Below are 16,467 nucleotides of genomic sequence, written 5' to 3'. Positions count from 1 at the left end.
TCCGACGCCATCAACGAGGTCGGTTCGACACCCAACCGGCCCAGTGTCAGACTCGGAACGTGACGATCGGCGACCGACAACAGCACTCCCCGCAGCTCAGCGGCGGGCTCCACGGAGCTGATCACGACCTCCTCGAACGACTCAACGCGGCACATGCCGAAGCCCAGATGGTCGGATGGGACTTCTCGCGGTTGGACGACGCGCTGATCTCTGACAGTCCATGGTGGGACTTCGAAGCCGACTGCCTGCACGCGCTGCGTGACTCACGCATCGGAGCCGTGGATCTGGGAACAGGCGGCGGAGAGCGGTTGTCCGCGCTCCTGGAGTCGCTCTCCCGGGAGTCAGCACGCCCGCCCCTGGTCGTCGCTACTGAAGGATGGCAGCCCAACGTCCCGGTCGCGCGAGCGCGACTCGCGCCCCAGTGTGTAGCGGTCCTGCAGTACGACTCGGATGCCGGCGACGTCCTCGACCTCGCCGACCAGAGCCAGGACCTGGTGATGTCTCGGCACGAGTCCTACGACGCGGCCGAGGTCGCCCGCGTCTTGGCCCCCGGCGGCAGGTTCCTGACCCAACAGGTTGACGGCTTCGACGCGCCCCAGATCCATGAATGGTTCGGGAGTGAGTACGCCCACCCCGATGTCACCGTCGATGCCCACGCGGAGGCCCTGCGGGAGGTGGGGATGCGGATCGACCAGGTCGACCACTGGGAGGGATCGATGCAGTTCAAGGATGCTGTCGCTCTCGTCACCTACATCGGCCTCGTCCCGTGGGACGCTCCTGACTTCACCGTGGAGGCGCATGCTCAGCGACTCTCCGAGTTGAACGCCGCAGCCCCCATCACCGTGACGCAGCGCCGGTTCCGGATCTACGCCACTAAGGAGTAGCGGCGGCCGACCAATGTTCCGCCTCCGTTCACCCGGTCGCGATAGCCTGGCGCGCATGACTGCATCGCTGACTGCCCTGGCCGAAGAACTCACGCGTCGGGGCCTCGTCGCCTCACCGGAGATCGAGGACACCTTCGTCTACGGGCTCGCCCGCTTTGACGCGATCGACGCCGAGGTCATGCTCAACGTCGACCCCGAGCCCGAGGAGCAGGAGGGCGAGCCGGAGCCGGCGGCGCTCGCCGACTTGGCACAGCGGATCCTGTCGACGCCGACGGCGGAGTGGAAGGTGCTGCTCGACCGCGTGGCGTCGGAGATCGAAGAGGCCGTCGAGTCGGACGAAGTCATCGAGACCGCCGACCTCCGTGACGACCTCGTGCTGCGCTCGGTGATCGTCTTCATCGACGCCGTGCTGCTCTCGTTCGACGCGCCGAAGCAGTTCCCCGACAGCTCAGTGCTCGTGCAGCTCGACGCCGACCTCGCGTTCGAAGCCGTCGAGGTCGAGCCCGACGAGGACGACGAAGAGGGTGTCGAGTCGATCAAGTTCTCGACCGTCGAGGAGCTCGTGCGCCGCCTCTCGATGTGAGTGCGGCGTCGGTCGCTGGGCCAGTGTCTCCTCCGATCCGTGAGCGTGTCGGAGGGGTGTCCGTGACCTGCACATCCCCGGTCCCTGAGCTTGTCGAAGGGCTGACATGGGCTCGGTGACACGCATCGTTCGACAACCCGTCCTCTGGGTGGGCCTCGGCCTGACCGCCCTCTACATCGCGCTCATCCTGCTGTTCGTCGCGAACTTCGACGGCGGCTGCCGCGAGTCCTATCCGGGGAGCTGCCAGGTCCTGGAACTCGACCCGCCGGGCTTGCTCACCACGGTGTTTCTCCTCGCGGTCGTCGCTGTCGCCGCCGGTATCTGCGCCGTGCGTCCGCGATCGGTCGCGCGAGGAGCGCTGCTTGCTGCGCTCGGCGCCGGAGTCGTCGCCATCATGGTCCTGGGTTTCGAGCTGTCGACGAATCCCGTTTGGGAGTGGCGGTACTGACTGCGAGCCGCCCCGTCAGTTGCGACGTTTCCGCCCCCTGAGGCTCGTGCCGTCGCCTTCGTGACGAGTTGTGTCATCGGGCGCTGGCCAGGAGCCGCCCACACCGCCGACACTGTCCGCATGACTCTCCTCACGAACGACCTCGCTACCGTCCCCAACATCTCTGCGACCGAGCGCGCGGACCGCCTCGATGCCGCGGGCGCCTCCTGGTCCGAGCGGATCGCCTCCGCGCCATCGAGCGCGGCGCTCACTTACCGCGTCTCCGGCTCCGGCGAGGGCTCGGTCGCGAGTGCGATAGCCGCGGGTAAGCACCGCTTCATCGTCGACGAGCCTGCCGCGCTGGCCGGGGACGATGTGGCGGCGAGCCCGGTCGAGTTCGCGCTCGGAGCGCTCATCTCTTGCCAGATCGTCGTCTATCGCCTTTACGCGAGTGCGTTGGGCATCCAAGTCGACGACATCAGTGTCAATGCGGAGGGCGACCTCGACGTGCGCAACCTCTTCGGTATCACTGACGAGGTTCGCGCGGGGTTCTCGACGATCCGGCTGAACATCAGCATCACCGGCCCCGAGACCGAGGACCGCTACCAGGAGCTGCGCGCCGCGGTCGATGCCCACTGCCCGGTGCTCGACTTGTTCCAGAACCCGACGCCGGTGGAGATCACCGTCTCGAAGGGGTGATCGGGGCCGAACGGCTCATCCCGGTCACTCGACGACAGGACCCCACGAACCGGCCGGGGCGGGTTGGTGGGGTCCTGAACGACGACGGGCGACGTGACTACTCGTTGAGGTCCATGCTCGAGGCGGAGCACGACGCCGAGGCGTACGCGCCGGTCGAGGTGTTCTCGGCGAGCACCTTGCCGTCGACGGTGATCTTGCAGGAGATGTCGCCCGCGTCGTCGGCACCGTTCATCGCCATGACGTAGAAGGAGCTGTAGTCGAAGGTGCCACCGGCCTTGATGGTGAACTCCTTGGTGAAGGGGAGCGCCTGGTCGTTGGCCTGCTCGGTGCCGCTGTTGCCGTCGGTGAACGTCATGTAGGTGATCGACGATGCGGCGGACGTGCCGGTGACCTCGTAGACGACGGTGACGTCGCGGTCGGCTTCAGCGGACGACTCGGCCTGTGCGGTCTTGATGCCCTCGCTCACGGCGCCGGCGAACCCGGCGGTGTAGGTGATCGCGAGGATGATGCTGAGGATCATCGCGATGAGCGACAGGACCGTGCCCGCGATGGCGAGGCCCTTCGACTTGTTCTTGAGGAAGAGGGCGATGATGCCGAGCACCAGGCCGACGAAGGCGAGGAAGCCGGAGACGAAGTTCACGAACGGGATGAACGCGCCGATGAGCGCGACGACACCGATGATGAGGGCGGCGAGTCCGAGGCCGTTGCCGGTCTTCGCGGGCGGCGGCGTCGGCTGGCCGAAACCGGGCTGGCCGTAGGGTGCCTGGCCATAGGGCTGCTGGCCCTGGGGTGCCTGGCCGTATGGCTGCTGACCGTAGGGTTCCTGCGGTGACGGAGGCTGCTCGGGGTAGGACATGGTGGTGGTGCCTTTCTGCGGTGTGGTCGGCCGACGTGCTGTCGTCGGTCGGTGGTGCGGGGAAGCGAGTGTGAGGGCGCCTGGTCAGTGCTGCGTGCGCGACCAGGATGCCGGGCGGGTCAGTAGGGGTACGCGATGAGGCGTCGGTTGGCGGTGTCGACCTGCGACTGCATGGTGCAGAGGTCGATGATCCACCACACGAAGGCGGCGAGGATCGCGACGAAGCCGATGCCGAACAGGCTCAGTGCCCAACCGCCCCACCAGAGTGCGATGAAGCCGATGCCGGCGCCGACATTACCCAGATAGAACTGGTGCGCACCGAAGCCGCCGAGGAGGATCGCCAGCAGGTAGCCGGTTCCGCTCTCCTTGAGCGGACGGGCGTACGGGACCGGTGCCGGGTAGGGCTGGTGGTTGTAGGGCATGGGCGCATGCGCGGCCGGAGCCGCGGGTGCTCCGTACTGCGGTGGTGCGGGAAGCATCGGCGTCGGACCGGTCGGAGCGAGCGGTGCGACGGCCGAGGTCCAGGCGGTGCCGTCCCAGTACTGCTGCTGACCGGGTCGCTGCGGGTTTGGGTACCAACCTGCCGGGATGTGTCCGGGCTGCTGGGGGACGAGCGTCATCGAGGTGCTTTCGGAGATGGCATGCGCCGGCGGGAGGTTCAGCGGGCAGGCGGCGAAGTCAGGTTCACGCCGTGAGGCCCCCTGTGTGTTCAGTCTGATGTCCGCACTGTGGGGGACATCAGTCCCAATGTAGGGCATGCGACCAACTTCGAAGAGGGGGTTATCCCCTGGTGTGGGTCAGGGCGTGTAGAGCTACCTGATCAGCCCTGGGAAACAGCGAACTGTCCAGCGCTGCTCGAGAATCGGCGAGCTGCCGTCGCCGGATGGGCTGTGCTGTTCGAGGGCGGCCATGGTGAGGCGTTGTCGTTGCCAGGACGTCGGTCGGTGGCGTCAGAATGTAAGGATGAAAGAAGTGCCTCGGTGTGAATCAGTGGCGGACGCCATACACCTTCGGAAGCGGTATCGCGATGTCCAGTGCACCAAGCCAGCTGACCACACATCAAGTCCACTACCCGGTTCTCGATCCCACTCTGGCGTAGCGGTCGGCGTTCCATTCTTCTGGTCTGATGCCAACTGGGACAAGCGCGAGCGCAAGTTCATCACGCGGTACTGAGAGGGTCGCGATGGTCAGTCTCAGCAGCACCCAACGACTCACGCCCAATTCATAGCCGGCAGTCGCGCCACGCGCTCGGTCAGAGATGAGTCTCAGACCTCACGATTATGAGTCGTGCGCTGTCGCCACGGTCGTGGGGCCGCTCCGCGAGTGGTTCCTACTTGTTCTCCGTCACACCGTCGGCACCCGACGCGGAGCACGACACCGTCGCGTACGCGCCCGTCGACGTCTGCTCGGCGACCACGTCGCCGTCGACGGTGATCTTGCAGCTCACGGACCCGGTGTCCTCCGCGCCATTCTGCGCCTGGAGGGAGTAGGAGGCGAAGTCGTACTGCTCGCCGGCCTTGACGGTCAGCTCTTTGATGAAGGGGAGCGCCTGACCGGAGGACTGCTCGGTGCTGCTGCTGCCGGCCGAGTACGTGGAGTAGGTGATGGAGGCGTCGGTCGCAGTGCCGTTGACCTCGTAGACGACGGAGATCTCCTTGTTGGCGGCCTCGGAAGACTTCGCCTCGGCGGTCTTGACGGCCTCGCCGATGAGTCCGGCGAACCCGGCCGTGTATGTGATCGCGAGGATGATGCTCAGGACGATCGCGATGGCCGAGACGATCGTGCCGGCGACAGCGAAGCCCTTCTTCCGGTTCTTCAGGCACAGCGCGATGATGCCGAGCACGAGGCCGACGAGGCCGACGAACCCGGCGACGTAGTTCAGGATCGGGATGAACGCCCCGATGAGCGCGAACCCTCCGACGATGAGTGCGGCGATGCCGAGTCCGTTGCCGCGCTTGCCGGTCTTCACTGGAGCCGGGCCGGGCACCGGCAGCGGGTAGGGCTGGTTCTGGGCGGGCGGCTGGTTCGAAGTGGACATGCGCGTGGTGCCTCTCTGCTGCGTTGGTTCCACCGTACCGAGGTCGACGCTCTGGATCACTGCCGTCTTCGGTTCGCGGTCCATGCCGACAGCGAAGGGGTGGGGCATGTCCGCCCCACCTCTTCGTAGACCAGCGCTCGTCGCTACCGGCTCGCGTCGCGGACGAGTGCCGTGTCGACGAACTGCTCGAAGCGCACGATGAGCCCGCCGCGGACGACGAAGTGGTGGGCCACCCGGGCGTTCAGCTCCTTGCCCGTGCCGCGGTGCGTCGCCGTGTACCGCGCGAGCACCACGACGTTCTCGCCGTCGACCACATAGGTGTCGTCGTGCGCGGTCCAGTCGGCCCAGTCCGCGCCGAGTCGTTCCATCACGTTGCTCGTGACGCCCTCCGGCGTCCGGTACGTTCCGGCGAGCGGGAAGCCGGCCATCTCGGTCCACTCGACATCGGGGGCGAGGGTCGCGCGCAGTGCGTCGAGGTCGCCGGCGGCGGAGGCGAGGTACTGCCTCCGCACGACGTCGCGTGGTGCCGAGGACGGCTCGGTCGTGGTGGTCTCGTTCAGCCCCATGTCATCTCACCCTTCGCGACCTTTGGCCCGATCTGGGCGGCGATGAGCATGCCCGAGGACGGGTGCAGCTCGACGAGCGCCTGCGTCGCGGCAGCGCCATCGGCGGACGCCGCGACGATCGTCTCGAACGCCTGCAGATACGAGCGCGTGTAGTCGATGGCGGTCGCGTCGTTCGCGGTGTCGGGGAGGCGGTGGCCGGCGATCACGAGCTGCGGGTCGAGGGCCTGCATCTCGTCGAGGAGTTCGATCCACGCTGCGCGGAGTTCCGGCGTCGCCGTGTCTGCCGTCCACACGTGCTCCTGCTGGAAGAGGAGGACGCCACCGAGGATGGCGCGGTGCTCCGCGTTCCAGAGGTACTGGCGGTCCGGGAGGGCGGCTGAGGCGCCCTTGAGTTCGAGGCGCTGGCCGTCGACGACGAGTGCGTCGCCGCTGAGCGGGGTGAGGGGGACGAGTCGGGTGGGCAGGTTCGCGCCGAGGGAGGCCCAGGCGGTCAGCTTGCCGTCGAACGATGCGTTGATGTGCTCGATGACGATGGGGGTGGCGACGATCGCTGCGTCGGGGAAGGTGTCCGCGACGACCTCGAGGCCGAAATAGAAGTCGGGGTCGGCGTGGCTGACGAACACCGTGGTGAGCGTCTTGCCGGAGTCGAGGATGGCCGCGACGAGGCGGTGGCCGTCGGCACGGGTGAAGCCGGCGTCGACGAGGAGCGCCTCGGTTTCGCCGGTCACGAGGACGGCGGACTTGTTCTTCGAACCTGCGGGGAAGTCGAGGTCGAAGACGTCGAAGTTGAGCGTCATGGTGGTGGATCCTTCGGTTGGACGAGGCTCGGTGCACCCGAGTCGATGCCGCGGTGCGGCGCACATGACGGTACAACAAAAGCTGACTCGTCAGCTATTCCCGGTCCTTGGATGAAGATCTCCCGGCCGGTCGGCGGCCTGTCCCCGGCGTCTACTGTGGAGACGTGACGACTGAGAACGAGTTCGCTTCGGCGAAGGATGCGGCGAGTGATGCGCGCATCCTGGTGTTCGGTCGTCTGCTGGGTGCGGCGAACGGCCTCGAGTACCTGCTGGGCAAGGAGCTCGAGGAGCAGACCGGCCTCAGCCATTCGTTGTTCGAGCTGTTGCTGATCGTCGGCCGGGCGGGTGCTGGTGGGCTGTCGGTGCGGGACATCGCACAGGCGAAGGTCGTGACGTCCGGTGGGGCGACGCGGCTCGTGCACCGTGCCGTCGAGCAGGGGCTGGTGAGTCGCCGGGCCTCTGCCGAGGATGGCCGGGTGCAGCTCATCGAGCTGACGGCGGAGGGCGAGCGGGCGGTCGTCGAGGCTGCTGGTTTGCATGCTCGGAACATCGAGCGTCTGATGCTGTCCGTCCTGCCGGCTGAGAACCGCGCGGTCTTCGAGGAGTCGGTGAAGACGTTGAGCAAGCACGCCTCGTGGGCGCTGCCGGTGATGCCGTAGGACGCGTCGGCTCGTGTTCGACCCGTCGGTTTCGGTGCCTGCCCTCTGGCTCGCCGAGCACCCGTATGGCTAGGCTCGCCGCATGAGTAGCGATGTCCCTCTCGTCCCGGGCGAAGACGCCTTCCCGCTCCACATCTTCGACGCCCTCGGCTTGGACCCGGTGGTGTTCAAGGACCGCATCGGTGGGTCGGTGATGGTGATCGAGAAGCGACCCGAGAACGGGCCGGTGACGATCCTCACCTCCGGGGTGTCACGGCTCGCGACCGACTCCGGTGAGCGCATCGAGCTCGCCGTGGAGGTCGTCGACGGGCAGCAGGGTGCCGCGATGGTGGCGCTCCGCATCGTGATCAACGAGATCGCGACCAACCGACGGGTGCCACCGGTGCTCGCGCCGTGGCGCAACGGCACGCCGTTCCTCAATGGGACGGCGATCTCCGCGCTTCTGGTGGCGCCGTCGCGCTGGGGAGCGTCGTTCGACGACATCCGGAACGAAGTCGGCCAGGTGGTCGGGCACGTGCGGACGCTGCGGCTGCTCACGGACGCTGAGGCCGCGGTTGCGGGGGAGCGTGGGTGGGATGCGCTCGTTGCCGAGGTGGGGTCGGTGGACGCGTTGTTGGATGTGGAGCGGGCGGAGCTGTTCTAGGCGCTGCGCAGCCGGATCATCGACGGCGCGGTTCGCTCACTTCGCCCGATTCGTGACCGACGCGGCGTGAAGATTCGGCCGACGCATTGACTCTCGGCAAGGAGAGTCCCGTGAGAACGACCTCTCTACTTTCTTATCGCGGTCTACCGACCCTGCTCTCTTAGTGAGCGTGCCGTGCAGGCTCCAACTGCGTGTTTCCATAGCGGCGACCGCCGCCCGGGTGCGACTACCGCTCATAAGTCCCATGATCCCGGTGCGGACCGAGCATAGTTGCCAACGCCGATGGCTTTGAAGTGGCGCGCAGCGGACTTGATCTTGGCGAGCTCGGCCGGTCGTAGCTTCGAGTCATCGAGCGTGCTCTTCGTCTCGCGGATCATGTAGATCCTGTCCTCCCCGTCTTCCTGCTTGATGATCGCCCAGTCTGGATTGTATGGGCCGACCGGGGTATCGACCTTGAACTTGGCGGGCAGCTTCATGAACAGCTTGATGTCCTCGCGAGAGTCGAGCAGCGCCGCGAACTGGCGCTCGACGTCCGAGTCGAAGACGACGTAGTCGAAGTCGGTCTTCTGAGTGTGCTGCACCTTGTACATCTGGTCGAGGAAGCGCTCCTTCTCCTCCTCACCATCCCTCTGCAGGTCGCGAAGCTCATAGACCGAGCCCGCGATCCGCTCGTACTGGATGCCGTCGACCACGATCTTCGCCAGCTCGCTCTGGAGGGCTCGTTTGGTCATAGCAATGAAGTCGTTCGGGTTGCCGATGAACTCGCTCAGCCGCCCGCTGCCGATCAGGATCTCGATGATGGTCTTGCGGGTAAGGGAAGTTCCCTCCTGCAGCTCCGTGACGACGTCGGGCAGGTCGTAGCTGCCCTTGAGAACCGCCGAGCGGGTGCCGAGCTCCTCGCCCTGGGCACCGCCTCGCAGTACCTTGACTCCGGCTCGGGTTACCTGGATGCGCAGCGCATCAATCTTCGGCGCTTCTCGGATCGCCCGGATTGCGTTCTCGATCAGCTGGTCTCGACCGACTCTGACGCGGTAGGTGGTCTTCTGGCTGATCGCCTCCCAGAACTCCTCGAACTCTGGGGTCGAGTAGAGCTGCTTATTTAGCACTCGCGGGTGACGCTTGCTGACCGGCTTGATGTAGTTGCCGATGTTGGCCCGCTCGATCAGCTCGATGATGATTGTCTCCGCCCAGGCAAAGTCGACCGGCAGACTGAGGTCGAAGCCGAGTTGGTTCGGCTGAAACTTCGACGTGACCGCGCCGTCTTTGTCGATGAAGCCCTTGTCCTTGAGGTGCTCCCAGACCAGGACGGAGCGCTTGTAGCCGAACTGGTCGTCGGTGAGTGCACCGTTTTCGTCCTGTAGCGGGATCTTCGAGAACTCAGCCCTGCGCACCAGGCCAATCTCGACCCCGGCGTCCTTGTACTCACGCTGCAGCGCATCCGCAAACTTCGTGTATGACTCGTTCGCGATGACCGTAAGCGTCGCGATGCCACGGTCGGCGACGCGGGTGTACCCGTCTTCGGTCTTTGCGACGGGGAGGCGTAGTCCACGTCCGAGGGTCTGGCGGCGCTCGGTCTCTGCACCCATTTCGCGCAAGGTGCAGATCTGGAAGACGTTCGGGTTATCCCAGCCCTCGCGCAGGGCGGAGTGGCTGAATATGAACCGAACGGGCTCATTCTCGTCGAGAAGCCGCTCCTTCTGTCGCATGATCAGTTCGTAGGCCTCGTCATCGGCCTTGGTCGTGCCGGACGAATCCTGGAAGGTAGCCTTCTTGCCGCGCGTGATTTGGGAGAAGTAGGCTCGGCGAAGCTCGCTTGGAGCGTAAGGCAGAAGCTCCCGATAGAGCGCAGACTTTGCCTGTTCCTCAACGAAGATCTCGTCGAACCACTGCACGAAGAGGCCATCGGCGTCATCGTTGTTCATCCCGTCACCCAGGTAGCTGGCGACCTTGTCCACGAAGAAGAGGCTCAGTACCTTGATGCCCCTCGCTCGCAGAATTGACTCCTTGCGCAGATGCTCGCGGACGGTCTCGCGAATCATCTCCTTATAAATCGCGTCATTGGACGCGCCGACGCTTTCGCCCTCGTGCAGGAAGCCGTGCATGGTGAGGTCCACGTAGGCAGGTTCAGCGCTCATCGCATTGATCCACCAACCTTCGTAGATGGGGTTATCGGTCACGCGCGAATCGGACAGCTCTTGGTGCAGCCTTACCCTCACGATGCGGCGCTCTAGCGAGCCGTCGGTCTTGCGACAAGACAGCTCGAGACTGGCGGACCATGATTGCTCACGTCGCACCTCGATCAGCTTGATGTAGGGCGTCGCATCCGCACCTTGCTGCTGTACTTCGGCCACAACAATCTGCTTCACAAGGCCGAGATCGTGCGCGTCGACCGGGTCGAGCTGGTAGACGACATTGCGCTGCTTCTTGTGCGTTGCGCTATAGCGCAGAGTGAATACGGGGTCGAGTTCACCGATCGCCGACTTCGAGAGCTGCGACTCCATATTCTGGGGCTCGTCCATAATCACGACAGGATGGGTTGCTTTGAGGTAGTCGATCGGTCGCAGTCCATTCAGCTTATCGCGCGCCTGGTGGATGATGCGGGTGTTCGCATTGCCGCGGATCGAGTCAATCGTCATGACCATAATCTGTACGTTGGTCGATGTAGCGAAAGCCTGCACCTCTTCGGCTGCCCTGCCGCTGTAAATCGATGAGTCGAAAGTGATGTTGCGCTTCTTATACAAGTCCTCGAAGTGTGAGCGCATCAGGCGGATGCTCGTGTTAACGCCTTCGCGGACCGCCACGCTCGGAACGAGGATTACGAACTTCGAGAAGTTGTACCGCTCGGCCAACTCGAAGATGGTGCGCAGGTAAACGTAGGTCTTGCCGGTACCTGTCTCCATCTCGATATCGAAGTCAAGTGCTGAGTCTTCGAACAGCTTCGATGTCACGCGGAGGCCGTTCTTATCTTGTACACGCTGCAAGTTGGCGAGTACGGTATCGTTCTCGAGCACCAGGCGGTTGCCGACCGCGCCGACCTCCTGCCTAAGGTCAAGGTCGAGCGCGGTGTCGTCCGTAGCTTCAATTGCCGCGATTTCCCCGCGAAGCGTCGTTTCCAGCTTCTCGGCATCCTTCGGTTGCCCGTCAAACAGGTCGATGACCGCGTTGATCGCGTCAATCTGGTATTGCTGATTGGCGTCAAACTTAAATCCGTCTTTCATTACGCCGTCCAGAGCTCGATGCCCTTGCTCTTGCAGAGCTGGGCTAGATTGGTTTTCAGCTCGTCATCGCCCTGGAACGCATCCTCGACGACAATTAGGCGAGCAGGATCCTCGTCACCTACCGCGCGAAGCTGCTCAAGTGTGGGCTTAATGTGCGCGTCAAGGTACGCGAGCACGATGCCGTCGCCTACAGAGCGCAGGTCTAAGCCGCCCACGTTGACCTGGTTGATTTGCTCGGTGAGTGAGTAACCCTGCTTCAGGAGAATCTCGAAGAGAAGGTCATCAGCCGAAGCGCCTTGAGTGTTACTCGACTCGCGCAGGTCGAAGAGGTGCTGCTCGAGTTGGTTTCGATCAACATCGCTCGAGACAAGCCACTTCGAGAAGTTGGATTCAGCAAGCACGAACGCCCTGAAGCCCGCGTCGATGGATTGGTCTGCGGTCAGGCTGGCTGAGATTGCATCGCCCGCACGCCGTAGCCGCTCGCGAGATATATCCGCAATGGTCTCGTATCCGGATTCCCGTGCGATGGACTCGTGCGGAGTCGGCTCTGGAAGCTGTACCGCAATCCATTGGCGAGGAGCGTCGTCTCTAAGTTGCGCCAGCCATGCCGCATGGGCCGTGCTTCCGGACCCGGCGAAAAAGTCGAGGATAATGTCGCCAGAATCGCTACCTGCCTGAATAAAGTCCGCGAGTAGGTAAGGCGACTTGGGTGCCTGGAAGATCTTTCCAGTGCCTTCGAACAGGTCGTTGAACGCGCGCTGACCAGAATCGGTAGTGTGCTCCTTCTCCGCCAGCAGGGATTTCAGCTTCCGTCGCGCACCTTCGGCGTACTCCTTCACGAAGATCTGCATACGGCCACCGGCCATGCGACCGACTAGCGAGTCCAACTCGGCTGTGGCCTTTGGAAGCCCCCAGGTCCAACAACCTTCAAAATTGTCGTTCCAGAGAGGAAGGACCTCGGTGCGGCCGGGGGAAGGTTCGGTATGTACTTTGCCGGCCGAATCTACGTAGAGCGGGTAGTAGAGGTTCGGTCGGTTGAAGCGGCCGAATTCGCGATGTGAGTTGCGCAGGCTGAGCGCTCGGTACATTCCCCGCTCATCCTCCTGTGGGTACTCAGCTTCCAACTGCTCGCGAGGTTTGGCGATCGACAGCGCCCCGCTTGGAAGCTCTCGTTTGGAGTAGACAAGCGCATATTCGTGGTTCGTCGCGAAATGCTTATCCTGAGCCCGGCCACGCGGATTGTTCAACACAGCAAGCTGCGCGACAAGGTTCGACTCCCCAAAAACTTCATCGAGCATCTGTCGCAGATGGGCGATCTCGTTCTCATCGATGGAGATGAAAATCACACCATCATCGGTCAATAGATTTCGCGCTAGCTTTAATCTCGGGTACATCATGCTCAGCCAGTTGGAGTGGTACCTCCCCTCGGTATCGGGGTTGGTCGAGAGCCTCTTGCCTTCGTCATTTACCTGACGAGTCCACTCGAGATAGGTGTCTAGTCCCTCCTTGTAGTTGTCCGGGTACACGAAGTCTTTACCGGTGTTATAGGGAGGATCAATGTAGATCATCTTGATCTTGGCGTGGTAGTGCTTCTGAAGGATCTTCAATACTTCGAGGTTATCACCCTCGATAAAAACATTTTTGGTCGTGGCCCACTTCTTCGAGTTCTCGAAGTCGGGACGTAGCGTGGCCGTAGTCGGTTCCTGGGCGGCACGAAGGGCGCGCCTCTTGCCGGGCCAGGTGAGTCCGAACCGCTCGCTAGTGCTACTTGCCTCGCCGCCGAGTAGCTCCTTGAGCTTTTCGAGATCCACCTTGCCGTCGGTGATGGCCTCGGGAACTAGATGTGCAAGCTGTGTCATTAGCTCAGTTCGGAGGTTTGGAGTATCGGACGGTGTCTCACTTACTTCGTCAGCCATGCGAAGGTATCTCTTTCATGAAATGTATAGTTGTTCTATAGTCTGCTAGGCGCTCGCGATTTGAGGCTCTACCAGCCAGCGAATGGTGAAAAGATGCTCAGTGTGTCGCGTTCCCCGGAGTGACTCCTCGATTAGCGCTAGGTACTTGTCCGCCTCGGTTCGGAGCTTCTTGCGTATATGCCGGAAGTCTTCGTCCGCGTCATCGGCCCGCTGCTCCCACTTACGAGCCTCCTTCTTGAGGCGCAGTTGCTCCATCGGGTCATCGGCCTGCCGGGAGAGCTTGCGAGCTTCCTTCTCCTTTGCGCGATACTCACGGATGGATGCCTCGTGCTCAGCCTTGCGGTCCTGCTGGTTGCGGTAGAGAATTTCCTCCTGCTGGTCGTAGTAGCGCGAATTACGACCCTGGACTTCCTTCTCTAACTCAGCCCGCCGCGCATCTAGGTGTGTCGCGAAGCGGCTCTCATCGATCACCACCGGCTGCATCCCAACGTCGACGCAGGCGAGGTCAAGGATGTCTGCGACGTACTCTTCATCGAGCCACTGGCCATCGTCAGTCAGGGCGCCTGCGAGTATGTAGGACTCGGAGACATCCTCGTCGCGTGCCCTCATCCGGAAGGTCGCAACGCTGACGGTGAGTTCACCGCTAGTGCACTCCAGCGCGCGGATCGCGCTGCTGGCGCGCTCCGACTGGCTCAGCGAGAATGTCAGCTCGCGTGTCGGGGTGTCGTGAGTCTTTGAGGTTTCGACGACGTACTGGGCCAGCGGGCTCGCGTACCGGTACTGGTGGGCGTTCTCCAGCGGCTGGGACTTAAAGAAGTAGGGCCCGGTCGGCGCTTGCTCCACGGGCGACTGGTTCAGTACGAATGTACGTCCGTCACCCTCGAAGGTGGCGTATTCGTCCAGCTCATGTCGGGTTACAGCGAGCAGCAGGCGCTCAAACTTGTTGAGCATCTCACCGGACTGTGCGTCATACGCCTTGAGGCGATCCTGGACGTGCGGGTCGAGGTTGTCGAAGACCTTCGCCTTCGCGCTCGCCATCTCTCGCGAGATCTCGCTCGCGTACTGCCCCTCGAGCTCGCGGAACGCGGCGTCCAGCTCGTCGGCTGTTCGGCAGCGGGTGAGGATGTTGCTGATCGTCTTCTCGAAGTCCAGACCGTCCTCGATCGTGCCGAGCACTTCGTCGCTCGCACCGAAGACGCTAGAAAACAGCTGGAACTTATTCGTCAGTAGTTCCAGGATCCGCTGCTCGGCGATGTTGCCCTTGTTCGAGAAGTTCACGACGACGACGTTGTGCTTCTGCCCGAAACGGTGCACACGACCGATGCGCTGTTCGACCCGCTGTGGGTTCCAGGGAAGGTCGTAGTTGACGAGCATCGAGCAGAACTGCAGGTTGATGCCCTCTGCTGCAGCCTCGGTTGCGATCATGATCGTGCCCTCGGTGCGGAAGTAATCCACGAGTGCCTTGCGGCGATCCACGGCGGCGATACCGGTGATCAGGTCGCCGTCCTGGTTGGCCTTGAGCCAGGCCTGGTAGATCGCGGTCGGCTCCGGCCCAGTGTTCGAGCCGTTAAACAGAACGAGTCCTTCACCACGACCGGCCTCTCGCAGCGAGCGGGCAATGTACTCCTGCGTCTTGGTCGAGTCGGTGAAGATGATCGCCTTTTGCGGAGCACCCAACTCGCGCAAGCGCTCAAACCCAAGATTGAGCGCCTCGCCGAGCTTGACCGCCTTCTGGTTCTCGGAGATCGAACGGGCCAGGGCCGAGTATTCGCGCAGCTCCGCGACCTCGACACGCATCGCCTCCAACAGTGACTCGTCGAGCGGCGTCGATGATGCACGCGGGCCCGTGCCCGCGCCATCGATTTCCTCTGCCTCCTCCAGCTCCTCGCTGGTTATCTCGTCGTCACTGGCGAAGTCTGCGGCGACCAGACCACCGCGGCCGTCGCGGCGCTGGCCGGCAGCAACTTCCTCCGCCAGTCGGTTCGCGATGTTCTCCAGCGTGCTCGCAACAGCGTACGTCGATGAACCGAGACGCTTGCGGATGATCAGGGCTGAGAGGTGACGCTGACTCCCCGCGAAGGCGAATAGCTCGTCGCGCTGCAGGTAGTCGTTCACCAGGTCGTAGAGACGTACTTCGTCCGGCGACGGGGTGAACTCGACCGTCAGCGGCAGGCGCTTGGTGAAGTGGATGTACTTGTCCGCGTCACGCCGCAGCGTGCGCTTCGCGACCGTTGCGACACGCTCGACTAGGTCGTCATCGCGACCCAGGTCGCGGTTCTTGACATAGCGTTCGCGGAACGCGTCGAGGGAGTGGAAGTAGCCAGGGTCGAAGATCGACACCAGCCCGTAAAGCTCCTCGAGCTTGTTCTGCAGTGGCGTGGCGGTCAGCAGTACGGTCTTGTGTGCGCCACCAACGATGTGCGCGACTGCCTCTGCGGCCTTCGTCTTGCCCGTCCAGAAGTTCCGCAGTCGGTGCGCCTCGTCCGCGACCACGAGGTCCCACGCCTTGAGCAGCGAGGTCTCGTGCCGGAGCGCGAACTCGTAGGAGCAGATCAACACCTGAGCCGAGCGTCCACCCGCAGCAGCAAGCAGCGAGTCCTTCGACTTCGGATCGAGGATGGACGACGGGATCAAGAACTTCTCGTACAGCTCCTGCTGCCACTGCTGACGCAAGCTCGACGGAGTCACGACTAGGATGCCGCGACGCCTCTCCGCCCAGTACTGCGAGATGACGATTCCCGCTTCGATCGTCTTCCCGAGGCCCACTTCATCGGCGAGAATCACGCCCCGGAGGAACGGCGTCTTCAGCGCGAACAGCGCGGCATCGATCTGGTGCGGCTTTGGCTCGACCTGGGCGTCGAACAGCAGTCCGGCAAGTTTGCCGACGTGATCGTTCGCGTAGCTGCGCTGCAACTCGTGTGCGAAGTACTTCGCCTGGTGTGGCGCTAGGCCTCCTGCATGAAGAGCTTGTTCGCCCACGTGGTCATTCACCGCGCACCACACCCGTCCTCGGAATTTGCCGTCACGAAGCACAGCACGATTTTGCTTCCCCTAGCAGCAACCCTATCGACTGCGAACCGGGTAAAGGTGAGGGAAACCCCCTACGTCGGATCCCGCCGGGCACCTCGAGCTTCGACGGAGTCATCTCCATCTTCGAAGCCACTCTGCGTGTCAGCACCAG

General features: G+C 63.4%; 14 protein-coding genes. 6 read left to right on the top strand and 8 right to left on the bottom strand.

What is annotated here, in order from left to right; translation table 11 throughout:
• The first annotated feature begins 59 nt into the window (after positions 1 to 59).
• The 4 genes from ACQ3HE_RS15685 (at position 60) to ACQ3HE_RS15670 (ending at position 2,593) form a co-directional block, all read left to right on the top strand.
• The gene (locus ACQ3HE_RS15685) at positions 60 to 884 is read left to right on the top strand and encodes a class I SAM-dependent methyltransferase (protein ID WP_430893391.1); all 825 of its coding nucleotides are present in this window, start codon (positions 60 to 62) and stop codon (positions 882 to 884) included.
• 55 nt (positions 885 to 939) lie between these two features.
• Entirely contained in the window at positions 940 to 1,467 is a 528-nt protein-coding gene (locus ACQ3HE_RS15680; protein ID WP_430893390.1) for a cytochrome C5, read from the top strand.
• 106 nt (positions 1,468 to 1,573) lie between these two features.
• Entirely contained in the window at positions 1,574 to 1,915 is a 342-nt protein-coding gene (locus ACQ3HE_RS15675; RefSeq protein WP_430893389.1) for a hypothetical protein, read from the top strand.
• A gap of 120 nt (positions 1,916 to 2,035) precedes the next feature.
• A complete protein-coding gene (locus ACQ3HE_RS15670; protein WP_430893388.1) occupies positions 2,036 to 2,593 on the top strand; it encodes an OsmC family protein in 558 nt (185 codons plus the stop codon).
• Positions 2,594 to 2,690: 97 nt separating this feature from the next.
• Here ACQ3HE_RS15670 and ACQ3HE_RS15665 read toward each other — a convergent pair whose 3' ends face one another.
• The 5 genes from ACQ3HE_RS15665 to ACQ3HE_RS15645 form a co-directional block, all read right to left on the bottom strand.
• Positions 2,691 to 3,449 carry an MmpS family transport accessory protein gene (locus tag ACQ3HE_RS15665; protein ID WP_159875912.1) on the bottom strand — a complete coding sequence of 253 codons (759 nt, stop codon included), beginning with the start codon at positions 3,447 to 3,449 and terminating at the stop codon, positions 2,691 to 2,693.
• A gap of 119 nt (positions 3,450 to 3,568) precedes the next feature.
• Entirely contained in the window at positions 3,569 to 4,069 is a 501-nt protein-coding gene (locus ACQ3HE_RS15660; protein ID WP_430893387.1) for a DUF2510 domain-containing protein, read from the bottom strand.
• A 710-nt stretch (positions 4,070 to 4,779) separates the two neighbouring features.
• The gene (locus tag ACQ3HE_RS15655) at positions 4,780 to 5,487 is read right to left on the bottom strand and encodes an MmpS family transport accessory protein (RefSeq protein ID WP_430893386.1); all 708 of its coding nucleotides are present in this window, start codon (positions 5,485 to 5,487) and stop codon (positions 4,780 to 4,782) included.
• 143 nt (positions 5,488 to 5,630) lie between these two features.
• Positions 5,631 to 6,053: a nuclear transport factor 2 family protein gene (locus ACQ3HE_RS15650; RefSeq protein ID WP_192019798.1), complete on the bottom strand. Its 423-nt coding sequence runs from the start codon at positions 6,051 to 6,053 to the stop codon at positions 5,631 to 5,633.
• Positions 6,044 to 6,850: an MBL fold metallo-hydrolase gene (locus tag ACQ3HE_RS15645; protein ID WP_430893385.1), complete on the bottom strand. Its 807-nt coding sequence runs from the start codon at positions 6,848 to 6,850 to the stop codon at positions 6,044 to 6,046. The genes ACQ3HE_RS15650 and ACQ3HE_RS15645 overlap by 10 nt, the downstream gene beginning before the upstream one ends.
• A 164-nt stretch (positions 6,851 to 7,014) precedes the next feature.
• Here ACQ3HE_RS15645 and ACQ3HE_RS15640 point away from each other — a divergent pair, with 164 nt between their 5' ends.
• Complete coding sequence (locus tag ACQ3HE_RS15640; RefSeq protein WP_430893384.1) at positions 7,015 to 7,509, top strand: MarR family winged helix-turn-helix transcriptional regulator; 495 nt, start codon at positions 7,015 to 7,017, stop codon at positions 7,507 to 7,509.
• 82 nt (positions 7,510 to 7,591) lie between these two features.
• The gene (locus ACQ3HE_RS15635; protein WP_430893383.1) at positions 7,592 to 8,152 is read left to right on the top strand and encodes a suppressor of fused domain protein; all 561 of its coding nucleotides are present in this window, start codon (positions 7,592 to 7,594) and stop codon (positions 8,150 to 8,152) included.
• 233 nt (positions 8,153 to 8,385) lie between these two features.
• Here ACQ3HE_RS15635 and ACQ3HE_RS15630 read toward each other — a convergent pair whose 3' ends face one another.
• The 3 genes from ACQ3HE_RS15630 to ACQ3HE_RS15620 are packed head-to-tail and all read right to left on the bottom strand — an operon-like array spanning position 8,386 to position 16,265.
• Positions 8,386 to 11,370: a restriction endonuclease gene (locus ACQ3HE_RS15630; RefSeq protein ID WP_430893382.1), complete on the bottom strand. Its 2,985-nt coding sequence runs from the start codon at positions 11,368 to 11,370 to the stop codon at positions 8,386 to 8,388.
• On the bottom strand, positions 11,370 to 13,286 hold the full coding sequence (locus ACQ3HE_RS15625; RefSeq protein WP_430893381.1) for a site-specific DNA-methyltransferase: 1,917 nt from the start codon (positions 13,284 to 13,286) through the stop codon (positions 11,370 to 11,372). The genes ACQ3HE_RS15630 and ACQ3HE_RS15625 overlap by 1 nt, the downstream gene beginning before the upstream one ends.
• A 45-nt stretch (positions 13,287 to 13,331) precedes the next feature.
• Positions 13,332 to 16,265 (bottom strand): SNF2-related protein, encoded by a 2,934-nt coding sequence (locus ACQ3HE_RS15620; protein WP_430893380.1) that lies wholly within the window; start codon positions 16,263 to 16,265, stop codon positions 13,332 to 13,334.
• Positions 16,266 to 16,467: the final 202 nt, after the last annotated feature.

Source organism: Plantibacter auratus (genome assembly GCF_050587365.1).
GTDB lineage: Bacteria > Actinomycetota > Actinomycetes > Actinomycetales > Microbacteriaceae > Plantibacter > Plantibacter auratus.
The sequence above is the reverse complement of the archived record's forward strand: the minus strand, read 5'-3'. Positions and strand labels throughout refer to the sequence as shown.

Bases quoted from the DNA above. Each gene is read 5' to 3' on its own strand.
- ACQ3HE_RS15680 (WP_430893390.1), top strand. From the start codon at position 940: ATGACTGCATCGCTGACTGCCCTGGCCGAAGAACTCACGCGTCGGGGC.
- ACQ3HE_RS15675 (WP_430893389.1), top strand. From the start codon at position 1,574: ATGGGCTCGGTGACACGCATCGTTCGACAACCCGTCCTCTGGGTGGGC.
- ACQ3HE_RS15670 (WP_430893388.1), top strand. From the start codon at position 2,036: ATGACTCTCCTCACGAACGACCTCGCTACCGTCCCCAACATCTCTGCG.
- ACQ3HE_RS15665 (WP_159875912.1), bottom strand. From the start codon at position 3,449: ATGTCCTACCCCGAGCAGCCTCCGTCACCGCAGGAACCCTACGGTCAG.
- ACQ3HE_RS15660 (WP_430893387.1), bottom strand. From the start codon at position 4,069: ATGACGCTCGTCCCCCAGCAGCCCGGACACATCCCGGCAGGTTGGTAC.
- ACQ3HE_RS15655 (WP_430893386.1), bottom strand. From the start codon at position 5,487: ATGTCCACTTCGAACCAGCCGCCCGCCCAGAACCAGCCCTACCCGCTG.
- ACQ3HE_RS15650 (WP_192019798.1), bottom strand. From the start codon at position 6,053: ATGGGGCTGAACGAGACCACCACGACCGAGCCGTCCTCGGCACCACGC.
- ACQ3HE_RS15645 (WP_430893385.1), bottom strand. From the start codon at position 6,850: ATGACGCTCAACTTCGACGTCTTCGACCTCGACTTCCCCGCAGGTTCG.
- ACQ3HE_RS15635 (WP_430893383.1), top strand. From the start codon at position 7,592: ATGAGTAGCGATGTCCCTCTCGTCCCGGGCGAAGACGCCTTCCCGCTC.
- ACQ3HE_RS15630 (WP_430893382.1), bottom strand. From the start codon at position 11,370: ATGAAAGACGGATTTAAGTTTGACGCCAATCAGCAATACCAGATTGAC.
- ACQ3HE_RS15625 (WP_430893381.1), bottom strand. From the start codon at position 13,286: ATGGCTGACGAAGTAAGTGAGACACCGTCCGATACTCCAAACCTCCGA.